Below are 16,492 nucleotides of genomic sequence, written 5' to 3'. Positions count from 1 at the left end.
TTCCTGCTGAACGAATAGCCAACTTGACTACCCCTTTAACTACATCATTGACACTTTTGATGTTAACTCTCCGGGGGGGGATTCATATCTATCTTTCTTGGGCTTATATAGAAAATAGATAATAATATTATTATCATCCATATAATTAGGGTTTGCTGAAAAAGTTTCTCCAAAATTTATGCCACTTTTGACCAAGAATTTTCTGACAAATCAATAAGTTTTAGTACATAAAAATTGTTTAAAGTATAATCAAAATTAATGAAAGGCGGTTTGATGAGTTTCCCTGTTCTATTATTAGTAAATAAGGACAAAAAAAGCGACAAAAACTGCCTCAGAAGTTTAGAAAGATTGACAACTAAAAATGTAATAGCAATAGATGTAATGGAGGTTTCAGGGAGTTTTGTCATCACGAGATTTAGGCTAAATCTTCGTTTAGCTTGTCCAAACTTTCCCTCAATAGCATTACGGAAGCATTCATCGGAGTGGGCTTGTTTCTTTTCTTCTTCACTGACATTTTTCGGAGGTCTTCCTAACTTCGGACCACTGATTCTTATCCCTCTTTCCTTACACCAATTTCTGTTTTCCCTAGTTCAATAAATTTTATCTACATGGACGGATTCGGGATAATAGCCAAACGTTTCTTTATACTTTTCTACTTGTTCTTTTAAATGACAAGATTCATTGAAGTTTTCCCAACTTATTTTGTCTAGAAACACATAGTTATCTACACAGCTTACTGAGAGTTTAGCTCCAAACTCTATTGGTTTTCCTACTTTTCCCCTCACTATTGGACGAATATGCGGTTGAGTTAAACTTACAATTCTTTGAGGAACACTCTGGGTCTTATTCTCCCACATTGACTGTTGTTGTTCATAAACTTTTTTGATAGTCTCTAGACAATTTTTCTGTCTTTTACTCAGATTTTCCAGGGAAGCCCCAGCTTGAATTAAGTCTTCTATATTTCCTAAATTTTTCTTAAGGTATTTTAACTGTTTCCCGATAGCTTTTCTTCTTTCTTGATAAGATACTTTTCGTTTTTTAGCTACTTTTAAGTATTCCTTTCTAGCAATTATTCTAGAAGTTCTCGGCTTTTTTCTCAATTTTACTCTTAATGGTTGATAAAGATTATCTATTATTCTTTCTGTCTCAATTCTGGCTTGATTTAATATGCCTAAATCCGTTGGGTATTTGATGTCTGCTGGCGCACAAGTCGCATCTAAAATTAGTTTACCTTTATTTTTTATTTTTTCTCCTTTTTCTTGGAGACAATCCTTTTTTTTTACTTCTTTATCATTCTTGTCTATTTCTCTTTTTACTATTTTTTTATTGATTTTGTTTATCAATTCTCCATCAATTCTTTTCCTAAAATGAACTAGCATTGAAGATTCCAGTGGTGGCTCTTGTTGATAACAATTTAAACCTATAAAGTATTGTAGATAGGGATTTTCTCTAATCTGTTCTATAGTTTCTCTATCACTTGTTCCTAATTTTTCCTTAATAATTAATGTCCCTAATGCCATTCTAAATAGTTTGGCTGGCGCACCTTTTTCTGCTGAAAAAAGTTTAGCATATTCTTCCTCAAAATCATCCCAAGGTATCAACTCTGCCATGATTACCCAACGATTATTGGGGGACAATTTGCCCTCGAAAGGTAATTCAAATTTTTCTGGGGGCGGTAAAGGTTGCTCCTCTTTTCGATACATTTGTTCTTGACCAACAACTGGGAGGTGTTTCTACCAATTATAGCGGTTTGTAGCCGACAAAGCTGATCTTTTTTGCGATCGCGAATATGGGTGTAACCTTTTAAAGAATAGGGTTTTGCTTTTATTCAGCAAACCCTATTTAGTGATCTTTTAATGTCGAAATATCTAAACTCAGAGTAGTTTGACAACAAAGATTTAGAACTCTCTACCATTGTTTTACAAATCATGAGCAAAAGTTTCTGAGTCAATGATTAACATAAACTAAAAGCTATACAGCTACTATTTATTGCTAATTTTTCTCAGTTTCTACTTAGCTATAACCTTAGCATAAACTTTTTGTTTGCACAACCTGATTGTGCAAAGGTTATTCTTGGTTATAATTGGTACTCCAGAGAGGAACTAGGGGAGCATTCCATTTTTGCAAAAAACGAGATGAATGGAGTTTGACGGGGAGATGGGGAGATGGGGAGACGGGGGGAAATTCATCAGATCAACTATTATCAATAAAGGAGAATTTGCAACTTTGGGATGCTCCCGGAACTAGGGACAAGCAGGATGCTTGCGTTACTCTAAAAGTTCGCTGTCTATATCTTCATCTTCTAACATTTGCATTAATAAATCATCGATTTCTCCTTCGGATAATTCGTCATAATTCTCGGTTTCTACTGTTTCATATCGATCATATTTTTCAATGCGATCGCTCCCTTGTTCAATGGTTTTATTTTCTTGTATTAACAATTCTAATTCTGCAATAGTTGGTGTTTCAAAAAGTTTTTGCAGGGGTAACTCAACTTGAAATGTTTGACGAACTTTAGAAATAACTTGAGTAACTAATAAGGAGTTTCCTCCTAAGTCGAAGAAGTTATCATAAATACCTACTTTTTCAATTTCTAGATACTGTTTCCATATTGTTGCTAATTGTTCTTGTATTTCGGTTTGCGGTGCAACAAACTCTATTGATGATGTTGCAGCTAAAATATTGGGTTTTGGTAAAGAGTTACGGTCAATTTTCCCATTAGCATTCAAGGGTAATTGTTTCAAGATGGTATAACTTCTGGGAATCATATAATTGGGTATTTTATCTTGTAAATATCCCTGTGTTTTATCCCTAAGTGATTCTATTTTTGTCTCAACTTTTGGCTGTAACCATTTTTTAGTCAAAGCTAAATCTATTTTTCCCCCAACAAAACTATGTAGTAATATTTGACTGTCTTCTAACTCTAATAAACTTCGTAATGTCTCAAATTCTAATGCACCAATGGGACACAAACCTAACTCGTTATCTGGTGCTATTTCCATCAATAATTGACTGATATATCCTGCTTCCAATAAACATAAATCTCTTGATTTTTCACCATACAAGGGTTGGATCGCATTTAATTCTCCAATTAAAAATAAGGAAAATGCTGCTCCTTCATAAATTGTCTGATTATTACCATAAATGTTAGTATCAAAATCTGTTTTATTGTTTAAAAAAATCAAGGAATTTTCCAGAGGATGATAATAATAAAAACCACCATCTAATCCTGTCACTGTTTCTGGTTTAATCAATAAATAAACCTGTACAGGATAAAGACTACCTGCTGATCCATAACGATATTTTGCTAGGGGAGAATCTTCTAATTTTATGGGACTTAAACTACTTAAAAACTGTCCTATTTGTTGTAAAGAAATTGACTCGTTTAAAAACTGTCGATAACTTTGTCTCCGTAAATAAATTTCTTCGTTAACATCAGTTTTTGGTAAAGAAATACGGGTTTGAGAACTATTTATACTCTTGATCCCAGGTTGTTTAAGCTTAAACTCCATGCGTTTGATAGGATCATTAATAACCCCTTCTTGTTGTTGGGGATCGTAAGCATCGGGAACCCCAGAAGATTGTAATGGTACTATATAAGCTGCTAATTGTTCATTTTCACGTGATTCTCCGACAATAGTAACTACTGCTTCTTTTATTGCCGGATGTTGCTCTAATGCTGTTTCTATCTCCCCTAATTCTATACGATAACCCCTAATTTTAACTTGATAGTCTTCCCTTCCCAAAAATTCGATATTCCCATCGGGTAAATAACGGCCTAAATCACCTGTTTTATACAATCTTTCCTTAGTATGGGGATTAATAATAAAACTTACTTCTGTTTTCTCTGTATTTTGCCAATAAAACTCCGCTAAACCCTTCCCACCAATATATAATTGTCCCGTCACCCACAATGGACAAGGAGTCAAATATTCCCCCAACACATAAAACTGTTGATTTGTCAAGGGTTTGCCATAAGGAATACTCTTCCAACTGGGATCAACCCTATCAATAGGATAAAAAATGGACCAGATAGATGCTTCTGTTGCACCTCCTAAACTGATAACTTCAGTGATGGGAAAACGAGAATGGATGCGATCGCTTAAGTTTAAGGGCAACCAGTCCCCACTTAATAATACTAACCGTAAATTTTCATCACTAGCTTCGGTTTCTAACAACATTTGCATCAATGCAGGAACAGAGTTCCAAATGGTAATATGATGTTGACTCAATAAGTCGGCCCAGTGGGAGGGATCTTGACGGCGATCGTGTTCTGGAATAACTAATGTTGCCCCTACTGCTAGTGTGCCAAAGATATCATAAACAGAAAGGTCAAAATTGAGAGCAGATAAGGCAATAACCTTATCTTTACCTGAAACTGCAAATCTTTGGTTAATATCCAAGATTGTATTAACTGCCCCCTGATGGGCGATCGCTACTCCTTTGGGCATTCCTGTTGAACCGGAGGTATAAATAATATAGGCTAGATCATCGGGTTTCTGTACTGATTTTAAAGGTTCAAATGTATTACTTGTTTCTAAGGTATCGATATCAATACGTTGTAAATTATCTGGAGTTTCTATATCTAACCAAGACTGAGTTAAAATCTGGTTAGCTTTGATTTCTTTTAAGAGATAATAGCTACTTTCTAAAGGTAATGCAGTATCAATGGGAACATAAGCCCCACCAGCCGTTAAAATGCCCAAAACTGCGATAATTTGCTCCCATCCTTTTTCCATCATCACTGCAACTAACTGGTTAGGTTTGATCCCTAAGTTGCGTAAGCGATGGGCTAAAGTTAAAATGCGATCGCTTAATTCTTGGTAGGTTAAGGTAATTCTTGGGTCAATAATAGCTATTTTCTGGGGATTTTCTCTAACTTGCTCAAAAAATAGCTCATGGAGTAAACTATTTTCTTGTTTAAACGTTTTTTCAGTATTATTAATCTCTGTAATTATTTTAATTTGTTCTGGGGGCAATAAATCAAGGGTTTGACTTTCCCAGAGGGTTGTATCTGCTGCCAGTCTTTCCAGGAAACTACTATAAGCTGTAAACATATCATCTAGTAACCCTGTGGGGAATAATTCTTCAATAGCATCCCAGTTAAATATTAATTCTCCTGCTATTTCCGAAACTTGATGATCGAGGTAAACTTGCGAAGTTTGACTGACACTATAAACAACATCTGCATCCCAACTACGAGAGGATGAGGTTTGTTGAGAGGTTTGTGTCAGGGTACTGGTAAACACCACGGGCATTAATGCTTCCCCTTTCCCTCCACGCAAACGGGATAATTCTCGTAATATTTTCACCCCACTAACATGACGATGATCTAAATCTTCCCATAGTTGTCCCTGAATGCGTCTAGCTTTGGTACTAAAAGAATCTTGTCCTTTATTATTAACTGCTAAGAGTAATGAAGAGGTAAAATCTCCTATGAGACGGTTAATTTCAGGGTGAATAGGCAAACGGTTAAATAGGGTTAAATTTAGGGTAAATTCATGGTTTTTACTCCATGTAGTCAAAATTTCTGCAAAGGCCGCTAATAATAAACCGGATGGGGTTATGCCCAAACGAGAAGCTTGATCCTTTAATTTTTGCCAGTCATTAGCCTTGAGTTTGCCACTGCGACGCACAAAATGGGGTTGAGTCACTGCCCCCAAACGCTTAGTTAAAGGGAGTTCCGGGGATGGGGGTAATGAAGATAAACGGTTTTGCCAATAGGTTAAAGAATGTTGATAGTCTTCCGAGTCTCGCCATGAATTTTCGGCCATGACATAATCTCGGAAAGATATAGTTAAAGGAGGCAATAAATTAGCTTTATTTTCTAATATTTGAGCAAATTCGTATCCCAAAAGCTGAAAACTCCAAGCATCACCTAGTAAAACCTCAAAACTCACCATAAATCTGATTTTATCTTCTGGTAAAAGAATAGCTTGAATTTCAAATAAGGGATATTGATCCGTGGTAAAGATTTGATGGGAGAGGCGATCGCGTAATGTTTCTAAGCGACTGGCAATAGTTGTCTCGTCTTCTTGTTGTAAGTCTAGGGTTTTTAGATCATATCGGGGAACATCTGGTAAAATTCTTTGTTTTCCGTCTTCATCTACTACCATCCGCAACATATCATGTCTTTGAATCAATATATTGAATGCTTCTTCTACTTTTTGAACATTTAAGCCAACTGTTTCGATTTCTCGATAACCATGAGTAGCTACATTTCCTAACTCAAAAGCTGCACTTCTGCCGATGAGATAAGCTTGTTGAATATCTGTTAAAGGGAAAGGTTGATAGCGTTGTTCTGTATTTACGACTAATGTGGGTAAATTAGCTGTTACTGATTCAATTAGCTCATTTCCCGAGATTTGTGCCTCTAAACCTGCGATGGTTGGTTGTTGGAATAAGCTACGAAGAGAAATTTTTATCTCTAACTTTTCGCTCATTTCTGCGATAACATTAATAGCGAGGAGAGAATGACCTCCTAATTCAAAAAAGTTATCATAAAGACCTATTTTCTCAATTTTAAGAGCATTTTGCCAAATTTCAGCGATAATTTTCTCTGTTTCTATTTGGGGTTCTATATATTCATTTTCTAAACTACGTCCCAAATTTTCAGGGAGTGGTAGAGACTTGCGATCTAGTTTGCCATTGGGTAAACGAGGTAAAGCAGGTAATTCTAGAAAGGTGGTGGGGATGGCATATTTTGGTAATTTTTCCCCTAAAAAGCGACGTAACTGCTTTTGGGAAAATGCTTCTTCAACCACAATATAAGCTGTCAACCGTTGATTATTGTTATCTTCTCGCCAAACCATAACAGCATTTTCTATTATGTCTGGATATTGACTCAAAGCTGCTTCTATTTCTCCTATTTCCAGACGATAACCCCGTACTTTAACCTGATTATCCCGTCTTCCTAAAAATTCTAGGTTTCCCTCCCCATCGTATCGTACTAAATCCCCCGTTTTGTACAAACGACTATATATTCCCTCCATAAAAGGGTTAGGCAAAAACTTCTCTGCTGTTAAAGGCGATCGCCCTAAATAACCCCGTGTTATTCCTGCACCACTGAGATATAATTCTCCAATAACCCCTTGAGGAACTAAATTCAAGTAACGATCTAAGATATAAGTCTGAGTATTACTAATACCTTTACCAATTGTTACCACACCATCAGCATTACTTTTTACAGAGGTATAGGTTGAGTAGGTTGTATCTTCTGAGGGACCATAAAGATTGAAAATAGTTTCAATATGACTTAATTTCTCTAATTCCTCTACTAAACGATGGGGTAAAGCTTCTCCTGCCAAATTAATTGCTTTTACTGATGTAGGAATACCATTGATCCGTAATAGTTGAGCGATCGCACTAGGAACGGTATTAATGAGGGTAATTTCTTCTTTTGCTGCTAAATAGGGTAAATCTAAGACATTTTCGCTTAATATTACTTGATATCCCCAACATAACGGCACAAATAACTCAAAAACTGATAAATCAAAACAAATAGAGGTAGAAGCTAACACCCCTTGTAATAGTTGAGGAGAGAAACTATTTTTTGCCCAATATAATAATTCCACGGTATTACGATGGGCGATCGCAACTCCTTTAGGATTACCTGTAGACCCAGATGTATAAATAACGTAAGCTAAATTATTAGGATCTAAATTATTGTCAGGATTTTCTGTCTTTTCTTGTGCAAATTTTGCACAATCTTTGTCTAGGTCAATGGTTGCAAAATCACCTTTCTTTATTTCTTGACTTTGCCGACTTAGTAATATAGATATTTGCGCATCTTCTAGGATAAAATTGAGACGTTCTTGAGGATAAGCTGGATCGAGGGGAATATAAGCCCCGCCGGCCTTAAGAATAGCCAATAAACCGATTACCATCAGGGGCGATCGTTCAAAACAAATCCCTACTTTAACCTCTGGTTTTACCCCTAATTTTTGTAAATAATGGGCTAATTTATTTGCCTGTATATTTATTTCTTGATAAGTTAATTTTTCTTCCCCAAAACTCAAGGCAATAGCATCAGGATTCTTATTAACTTGTTCCTCGAATAACTGAGGAATATTAGCATTATTAGGAATAGATAAACTAGAAAACTGCTCACTATTGACTGTTAATAGTTTTGCTTGTTCTATTTGTGATAATAAAGGTAACTCAGAGATGGGTTTTTCAGGGTTGCTAATAATACCTTCTAGAAGCACTTGAAAATGCTCTGCCATACGAGCAATGGTCTCATCTGTAAATAGGTCTGTGCTGTATTCGATCTGGCCATTAATACCCTCATTTGTATCCTGAAGATTGAGGCGTAATTCATATTTAACTGTTTCTTGTTCTCCTAATAACCGTTCCAAACTAAGATCGGATAGTTGCAAAGGTTTTACTGTAGCTAGTTGAAAATCAAATTTCACCTGAAATAAAGGCATCATTTGACTGAGATGGCGATCGGGGTTTAATACCTCTACTAACTTCTCAAAAGGTAAATCTTGATGAGCATAAGCTCCTAAAGTAACCTCTCGTACTCGTTGTAAAACCGTCTTAAAGCTAGGGTTTCCCGATAAATCAGTACGTAAGACCAAAGTATTGACCAAAAGACCGATTAAACCCTCCATTTCACGGCGATTGCGGTTAGCTATTTCTGTGCCGATGACAATATCATCCTGATCTGTATAGCGACATAGCAACACCTTAAAGGCACTCAGAAGCAGAGTAAACAACGTTACCTTTTCTTTTGCACTAACAGCCTTGAGTGAGTCTGAGAGAGCAGGGGAGAGGGCAATGGGATGATGTTTCCCTCGGTAGGAAGGAACCAAAGGACGCGATCGCTTGGTGGGAAGGTCTAAAATAGGTAAATCTTGCCCTAGTTTTTCTTGCCAATAGTTAATCTGTTTATCTAATAGGTCCCCTTGTAACCATTGACGTTGCCAAATTGACCAATCACCATATTGAATAGGTAAAGGAGATAAATTTAAAGGTGTTTTATTATCTTCTCCCTTGCCAACTTCTGTTGCCTTAAAAAATCCATTGTAAAGGGTGGTCATTTCCCGTAAGAAAACACCGATTGACCAGCGATCGCAGACAATATGATGGGTAGTAATTAATAATATATGTTCTTTTTCAGAGAGTTTTAATAAAATTAAACGTAATAAAGATTCACTAAGATCGAAAGGACGTAAAAATTCTCTGATAACAAGACGTTGAACTTCTGCTTCTGCGTTAGCAATATCTTGTAAATCAATAATAGGCAGAGAAAAGGGTTGAAACGGCGTAACTACTTGAATTGGTTGGCGATCGCTATCTGTAGTAAAGCTTGTGCGTAGCATTTCGTGGCGTTTAACAATCTCGTTGAGAGTTTGTTCTAATATTTCAACTTGTAGCTTTCCCTTGATACGAAAGGAACTAGGAACATTGTAAGAATTATTATCTGGTTCTAACTGTTGAATAAACCAGAGTCTTTGTTGAGCAAAGGAAAGGGGAATAATATCTGATGGCTGGCGTTTAGGAATGATAGAAGAGGAAGGACGTTTAATTTTCTTCTGTTGGAGACGTTTTTCTAATAAAGCTCGCTGTTTTGGGGAAAGATTGGCAATTTGCTGAGAAATATCTTGTTTCATTTATGAGTTTGATCTTAGTCCTAAAAGCTAGTATAGCAATCACCGAATGATATATGAGAACTTTTCAGGTTCAGGAAGTCAGAATTGACATACTCTTAAAACCCCGATTTTCCAGAAAAAACCCCGTTGTTAAAAACGGGGTTTAGGGTTAAAAACAAAAAACAAGGAAAGATAACTTTTCCTTGTTTTTTATTTAGCTCAATTCACCCAAGTTAGTAGCAATTAAACTCTAAATATTAGGTGAGATGGCTTTTTTGAGCTTAAATAGTTACAGAGTCAGCAAACGCAAAATCAGCAGCAGTTAAATCACTAGCAGTAACGCCGAGCAATTTGGCTAACTCATCGTTGCCAAGAGAAATTAAAGTATCGTCACCTTGTTGAGTGATACCCAAATCATCAAAACCGATATCCAAACCAGCAACTCCGATCACATCTTCTCCTGATTCAAAGTCGGTGATGGTGTTAGCTGCAGGGGGAATGTCTGCATTAGCAATCCAGAATTGATCCATATCCTGACCACCAGTAATAGTGTTATCACCTCCTAAGAGGAAGAAGCGATCGTCTCCTGCTCCACCCAAGGCGCGGTCATCGCTACCTAAAATGAAGGTATCATCCCCTGATTGTCCATAGAGACGGTTCCCACCTGTTCCGCCAACTGTATCGATTAAATCGTCTCCTGCTCCACCGAAGGTTAGCTCGTTACTGCCTACTCCCTCGATAGTCTCTCCATCAAGAGAACCAAAGTTGGGTACTAAGGCAGGAGCAGTATCATCAATGTTTAAGGTAACTCCAGCATTGTCGGGGTCAACTTCGTATAGTTCCCCATTAGCTAGTTCAAAGTCAAAGGTTTCTAGACCTTCACCTGGTCCATCATCGAACACTTCCAGGGTGAGACTGGCAGTTGGAGCAATCAAATCAACCAAGAAACCACTGGCAGACGCACCATTAACCTCTGGGAACCCAGCAATACCCTCAAATTCTACGGCTTCGTTGCCCTCTTCATCAAAGATGACAAATTCACCAATAGCTCCAAAGACTCCACTATCTACCAACACTGTTAAAGGATTGTCAGGGGTAGGAAGATCATCTCCCTCAACCGTGAAGTTAACTGTAAATTCGTCTCCTTCAAACAACTCGCTTTCAGTGACAGAGACACCTACATCCGGTCCCACACCAGGGCCCCCAGGAAGACCATCTTCGAGGACAAAGCTGCCTGTGTTGGCATCTGGGTTGACTATGTAATCTGAACCTTCGAGGTCATCTACCAGTTCAAAATTGTAGGTGAATGGTTCTTCTTCGATAATGTCGTCGAAGATGGTAATAGTAAGCTCGGAAGTCTCTTCAAAGAGGATTAATTCAAAGATGTTGGGTTGACTCGCTGCGGCTTCGCTAGAGCCAAAGGTGAGATTAGTTTCGATAAATGTATCAAACTGATTGGCTAATTCAAAAACTTCTTTAACATCTAAGAAGACTGAGAGTCCACCAGCAACATAGTTACCATCAGCATCAAAGGCAACGGGAGGAATATTTCCATCCACGGTGAATGTTCCTGTAAAGGATGCACCATCTTCATTTTCAATTACGGTAAGGCCCCTCAAAGTCTTCATTGGGGTTTCTAACCACTGTTCCCACGGCTGGTAATTCAGGGGCGATCCCTCTAGTTCTCTCTTTGATATATTCTGCTTCTACGATCATTTGTGTGCGATCGCTAATATCCCAACGGAAAGAAGGAGCCATTAAAACCCGCTCATCAATGATTTCAAAATCTTTGAAGGTTTTGCCTGTTTCAAAAGAAGCGGCTAAACGATAAGAGAGGCTTCCATCCTCATTAAGTGGCCCAGTAACATCCACTTCGGGACGATACAACTCGTTTTCCCCAGAGCGAAATTCAAAAGAAAATAATGACTCGGGTTGAGGCACTTTGGTCACTAAATTGACTGTTCCCCCTAAGTTTCCTTGACCAAACATAATAGAAGCCGGACCTTTTAAAACTTCAATCCGTTCTAAATTAGTGGTAATTCCCCCAAAGAATCGTTGAGTATCGTCTCTCATGCCATTTCTGAGGATATTAGTTGATTCAAAACCTCGAATAATCGGAGTTAGAGCAATGGAACTGGTGGGAGAGCGACCACTGGTTACCCCACTAATATTCTCTAAAGCTTCTCCAACGGTGCGATCTGCACGGTCTTCGATAATTTCCTCGGGGATTTGATCAACCTTTTGAGGGGTCTCTAAGTTACTCGAACCATCCCGATTTACGTTGGGATCTGGATTGGGGGTATAGGTTCGGGCTTCTAAAGGACGAGGACGCGGTTCAGGGGCAGGTTCAGGGGTTTGCCCAGGATCTGGTGGTGGATCATCGGGTTCAGCCGTAACAACCACTTCTGGTAGTTCTTCTGGTCCAGTTGGCTGTTGAGGAGGGGCTTGAGGGTCTTCCCCTGGGATAGATGGGGTAGGTATTGTTGACAGGGGGTTTTCAGGATCAGAGGGCGTTATAGCACCCTCTGGAGAGGTTGACGGGTCTATGTTCCCGGCGATGGACTCTGTTCCGGTGTCGGGCAAGTTAACAGCTATTCCCGATGAAGTTGTGCTGATTTGAGCTAGAGGAACTCCCTCTTCTCCAACAATACTGATCAAGACTCCAATGCGGTATTGTTGTTTAATGGTAATTGAGGTGATTCCTGGTACTGGGTTTTGCTGAAAAAACTCTTTTCCTCCTCCAGGTAAGCTTAATTGAGCATCTAAGAGGTCAATAACGAGGGTATTATCAGAACGGGTTTCAAAAAATTGCGGGGGGGAACCATCCGCCGTGGTAATAACCAAAGCTAACCCTTCGGCTGTCCCTTCTAACCTAAGCTCGGTAATTTGAACAATAGGAGGAAGTTGGCTCCAAGCAGCTTGGGGAACAGATAAGGCAATGGCACTACTCACAAAAACACTGGGGAAAAAAAGAGATTGCTTCATTCTTCAATATCTCAACACCAAAGGCAAAATTAGTCGAGCATGAATTAATTTTGTTTTTCGGTGAGGGTCAAACGTTAATTCCAATAGGGGGAGTTGTCCCTTATTTGATGGACAAAATATTGTGTAAAACTAGAAATGAAGTTGCTCGAGTCCATAAACTAGGTTGAGTAAGAGTAATCTGAAGGTTTGTCAGTTTTTTGAAGCTAATCGGATGAAAAACCAATTTTTTGTATTTTTCGCTAGATTTATTTAGTCAAGTTGTGTGAACAATTGAGTTAAGAACACTATAACAAATTGGCTCTGAAAGATTTCTCTGGCCTGGATATGACTAAATTTCTATTTCCTTTCGTTGCTTCGTTGAGTCTATAGGAGTAGCCGCAGGTTGAACAGACAATTGAATAACATCGATTCGCTGTGCTAGGCTGGCTATGGTTGGTTTTTCAAACAAAGTACGCAAGGGTAAGTCTAAGGAAAAAGATTGACGTAAACGAGAGTTTACACGGGTTGCTATCAGGGAGTTGCCCCCTAGTTCAAAAAAGTTGTCATCAATACTTAAATTATCAACTTTGAGAATTTCTTTCCAAATTTCCATGATCGCTGTTTCCGTCTCATTGCGAGGGGACATTATTTCTTTTTTGCTAGAGTAATTCAAAGCAAGCAAGGCTTTAGTATTTAATTTTCCATTGTTGGTCAAAGGAAAACTCTCTAATGTGATAAAAACACTGGGAATCCCATAATTAGGGATTCTTTCACCCAAAAATTGACGTAATTCTTCGGAAATATCTTCTGTCTGAGATGTTTGAATATAAGCCAAGAGTCGGCGATCGCCTGGGGCAAATTCTTTAGCTAGAACAACACAGGCTATAATATCTGGATGTTGGCTTAAGATTGCTTCTATTTCCCCTAACTCAAGACGTACTCCACGAATTTTAACCTGATTATCAATTCTTCCTACATACTCAACATTGCCATCCTCTTGATATCTTACAAAATCCCCTGTTCGATATAATCTTGCTCCTGCTTTAAAGGGGTTTGGGACAAAATTTTCTGCTGTCAAGTCTGGTTTATTTAAGTACCCTCTAGCGAGTCCTTCTCCTCCTAAATATAACTCTCCCACAACACCTACAGGAAGTAACTGTAACTGAGCATTGAGTACATAAACTTGAATATTATCTATAGGTAAACCTATGGGAACGGATAAATCATCGGTTTGACAAGTACAGGCCGTCACATCGATCGCAGCTTCGGTGGGTCCATAAAGATTATTTAACTCAGCTTTTATGGTTTGGAAAAAGCGATTTCTTAAGTCAACAGATAGGGCTTCTCCACTACAAATAACGCGTTTAAGTGAGTTACACTGAGAAGCTTTTTGTTCTTCTAGAAAAACTTGTAACATGGAAGGAACAAAATGAACAGTGGTAATATTTTGCTCAATAATTAAACTGGCTAAATAAGCACTATCTTGATGTCCATCGGGTTTTGCTATTACTAAACAAGCACCGTTTAATAGTGTCCAGAGGAACTCCCAGACAGATACATCAAAAGTATAAGGAGTTTTTTGTAATACACGATCATCAGGGGTTAATTCATAGGCTTTCTGCATCCAGTTTAAGCGGTTTAATAGCCCTCGATGGGTATTAATAACGGCTTTTGGGTTTCCTGTGGAACCTGATGTATAAAGGGCATAAATACTATTATCTAGGCTCAATTCTGGGGTGGGATTGGTATTTTGCTCTGGGTAAGATTGAAAGTAATTTGTTTGTAAGTTAATTAGGGTTTTAACGGGACAGTTAGGGAAATCTTGATTCGTTAATAAGATAGAAATTTGAGCATCTTCAAGGATAAAATTAATCCTTTCTAGGGGATAAGTTGGGTCAATGGGTACGTAAGCTCCTCCTACTTTAAGAATGGCTAAAATAGCGATAACAATTTCTAAAGAACGTTGTAAACAAATACCAACTAATGTTTCTGGTTTAACGCCTAATTTTTGTAGATGATGAGCAACTTGATTGGCTTTTTTGTTAAGTTTTTCATAAGTTAATGATTCTTCTTCAAAAATAACAGCAATATTATCAGGAGTCTTTTCAACTTGTTTTTCAAACAGTTGCGGAAGCAAACTATCTAAAATTTCTACATTGCCTGTACTTTCTGCATTACCTATATTCTCAGAAAGTTCCCAGAGTTGTTGTTTGGGATTTTCAATTATTTTAGTTAGAATATTTTGAAAGTTATTTAATAAGCGATCAATATCTCCATCAGAAAAGCGATGGCAATGGTATTTTATTTTAATGGATAATTCCCTGGTTCCTGCTACTAAAATTGTCAAGGGTAAACTTGTCCATTCCGTTGACTTAACTGAATCTATAGTTAATGATTGAGTTGTTTGAGCTACAGAGAGATCAACGGGATAATTTTCAAACACCAAAATTGTGTCAAATAAAGATGTACCTGTTGCTAAATCGCTATTTTCTTGAATTTCTAGCAGGGAAACATATTCGTACTGAGAGGTTTTTCCTTGTTGGGTTTGTAACTCTTTTAACCAAGAAACTAGATTTTGTTGGGGGGGAACTTTAATCCGTACTGGAAGGGTATTAATAAATAGCCCCACCATAGAATTAAGCCCTTCTAAAGTTCCGGCTCTCCCAGAACAAGTTGCCCCAAAAACTATATCTTGCTCCCCACTATAATAACTTATTAATAATCCTAAAGCACCCCTAATAAGGGTATTTAAGGTTATTTCTTGTTGCTGTGCTAGAGATTTTAAGTTAGTTGTAATATTTTCTGATAAACAGATTTCTTGTTCCGCTTGTGAAATATTTTCTGGTAGGATGGGTTTATTGTTTTCTATACCCCAATTTGTCGGAGTAGTAAACCCGGTTAGTTCTTTTTTCCAAAAGGCTTTAGCAGTGGTTTTATCTTGCTGTTTTAACCAACCAATATAGTCGCCGTAGGGACGGGTATAACTAAGTTCTATTTTCCCATTATACGCCTGAAAAACCTCTTTAACTACTAACCCGGATGACCAACCATCTATGATTAAGTGATGTTGTGTCCAGAGGAAATAATAACGATTGTCTGGGCAATGAATCAGGGTTAAACGCATTTGAGGGGGGTTTTTGAGATCGAAATCTCTTTTTCGGTCTACTTCTAAAAATTCTGCTAACTTTTGTTCTTGTTTGTCTAAAGAAATATCTCTCCAGTCTTGTTCTTCCCAAGGTAAATTAACCTGACGATAAACCGCTTGAAAAGGTCGATCTCGCTTTTCCCAATGAAAAGAGACACGAAAAAGTTGATGTCTGGCAATAATAGTTTCCCAAGCTTGTTTAAATCTAGAAATATCTAAAGAACCTACTAATGTCAGACATACTTGAGGTTGATATACTCCCGAATGGGGGCTTAAAAGAGTATGAAATAAAATGCCCTCTTGTAGAGGGGACAGGGGATAAATATCTGCAATATTTTTTCTCTTGTCAATCATAATAATTTTCAGAAAAATGTCAGTAACGTGAGTTCGGAGTTCGGAGTTCGGAGTTCGGAGTTATGATTTTTTTTACGAGAGAATGAGGGTTTGATACTTCTGATTTGAGTTAGTTTTCTGCAAATTTCCTTATATCGAACTCAGGTCAGTAGGAAGCAATGATATCTTTTTAATGAAAAATTACCTATTCTTGAAATGAAGAGGTGATTTTTCATTGTGATCATGATAACTTTAAATAAGAAATTAGGAGTTAACCAAAGGCAAAGTCATTTTCGTCTAATTGAGTAGAATCAACGTTTAATAAAAGACCTAAATCGGCTTCGTTACTACTAATTAAAGTGTCATTGCCCTGTTGAGTCAGAGTTAAATCGCTAAAACCAACATCTAAACCTCCAATCCCTATGATATCAACATCCACTTCAAAATCGGTTAC

Annotated in this window: 5 protein-coding genes and 1 pseudogene; all 6 read right to left on the bottom strand. The window is 37.7% G+C overall.

The annotated features are described in order from the left end of the window. Positions 1 to 176 precede the first annotated feature (176 nt). A pseudogene (locus CWATDRAFT_RS01815) lies at positions 177 to 1,703 on the bottom strand (IS5-like element ISCwa2 family transposase). 564 nt (positions 1,704 to 2,267) lie between these two features. Beyond that, complete coding sequence (locus CWATDRAFT_RS01810) at positions 2,268 to 9,617, bottom strand: non-ribosomal peptide synthetase (RefSeq protein WP_007303375.1); 7,350 nt, start codon at positions 9,615 to 9,617, stop codon at positions 2,268 to 2,270. 260 nt (positions 9,618 to 9,877) lie between these two features. Next, entirely contained in the window at positions 9,878 to 11,215 is a 1,338-nt protein-coding gene (locus CWATDRAFT_RS32235; protein ID WP_232286929.1) for a calcium-binding protein, read from the bottom strand. Next, the gene (locus CWATDRAFT_RS01805; protein ID WP_007303373.1) at positions 11,193 to 12,581 is read right to left on the bottom strand and encodes a TonB-dependent receptor plug domain-containing protein; all 1,389 of its coding nucleotides are present in this window, start codon (positions 12,579 to 12,581) and stop codon (positions 11,193 to 11,195) included. Before CWATDRAFT_RS01805 ends, CWATDRAFT_RS32235 begins: the two co-directional genes overlap by 23 nt. A 328-nt stretch (positions 12,582 to 12,909) precedes the next feature. After that, positions 12,910 to 16,059: a non-ribosomal peptide synthetase gene (locus CWATDRAFT_RS01800; protein ID WP_007303372.1), complete on the bottom strand. Its 3,150-nt coding sequence runs from the start codon at positions 16,057 to 16,059 to the stop codon at positions 12,910 to 12,912. Positions 16,060 to 16,309: 250 nt separating this feature from the next. Continuing rightward, a complete protein-coding gene (locus CWATDRAFT_RS36870; protein ID WP_157134026.1) occupies positions 16,310 to 16,477 on the bottom strand; it encodes a hypothetical protein in 168 nt (55 codons plus the stop codon). Between the last annotated feature and the right edge of the window lie 15 nt (positions 16,478 to 16,492).

Source organism: Crocosphaera watsonii WH 8501, assembly GCF_000167195.1.
GTDB lineage: Bacteria > Cyanobacteriota > Cyanobacteriia > Cyanobacteriales > Microcystaceae > Crocosphaera > Crocosphaera watsonii.
The sequence above is the reverse complement of the archived record's forward strand: the minus strand, read 5'-3'. Positions and strand labels throughout refer to the sequence as shown.

Coding starts and splice junctions, on each gene's coding strand:
- CWATDRAFT_RS01810 (WP_007303375.1), bottom strand. CDS start 9,617: ATGAAACAAGATATTTCTCAGCAAATTGCCAATCTTTCCCCAAAACAG.
- CWATDRAFT_RS01805 (WP_007303373.1), bottom strand. CDS start 12,581: ATGAAGCAATCTCTTTTTTTCCCCAGTGTTTTTGTGAGTAGTGCCATT.
- CWATDRAFT_RS01800 (WP_007303372.1), bottom strand. CDS start 16,059: ATGATTGACAAGAGAAAAAATATTGCAGATATTTATCCCCTGTCCCCT.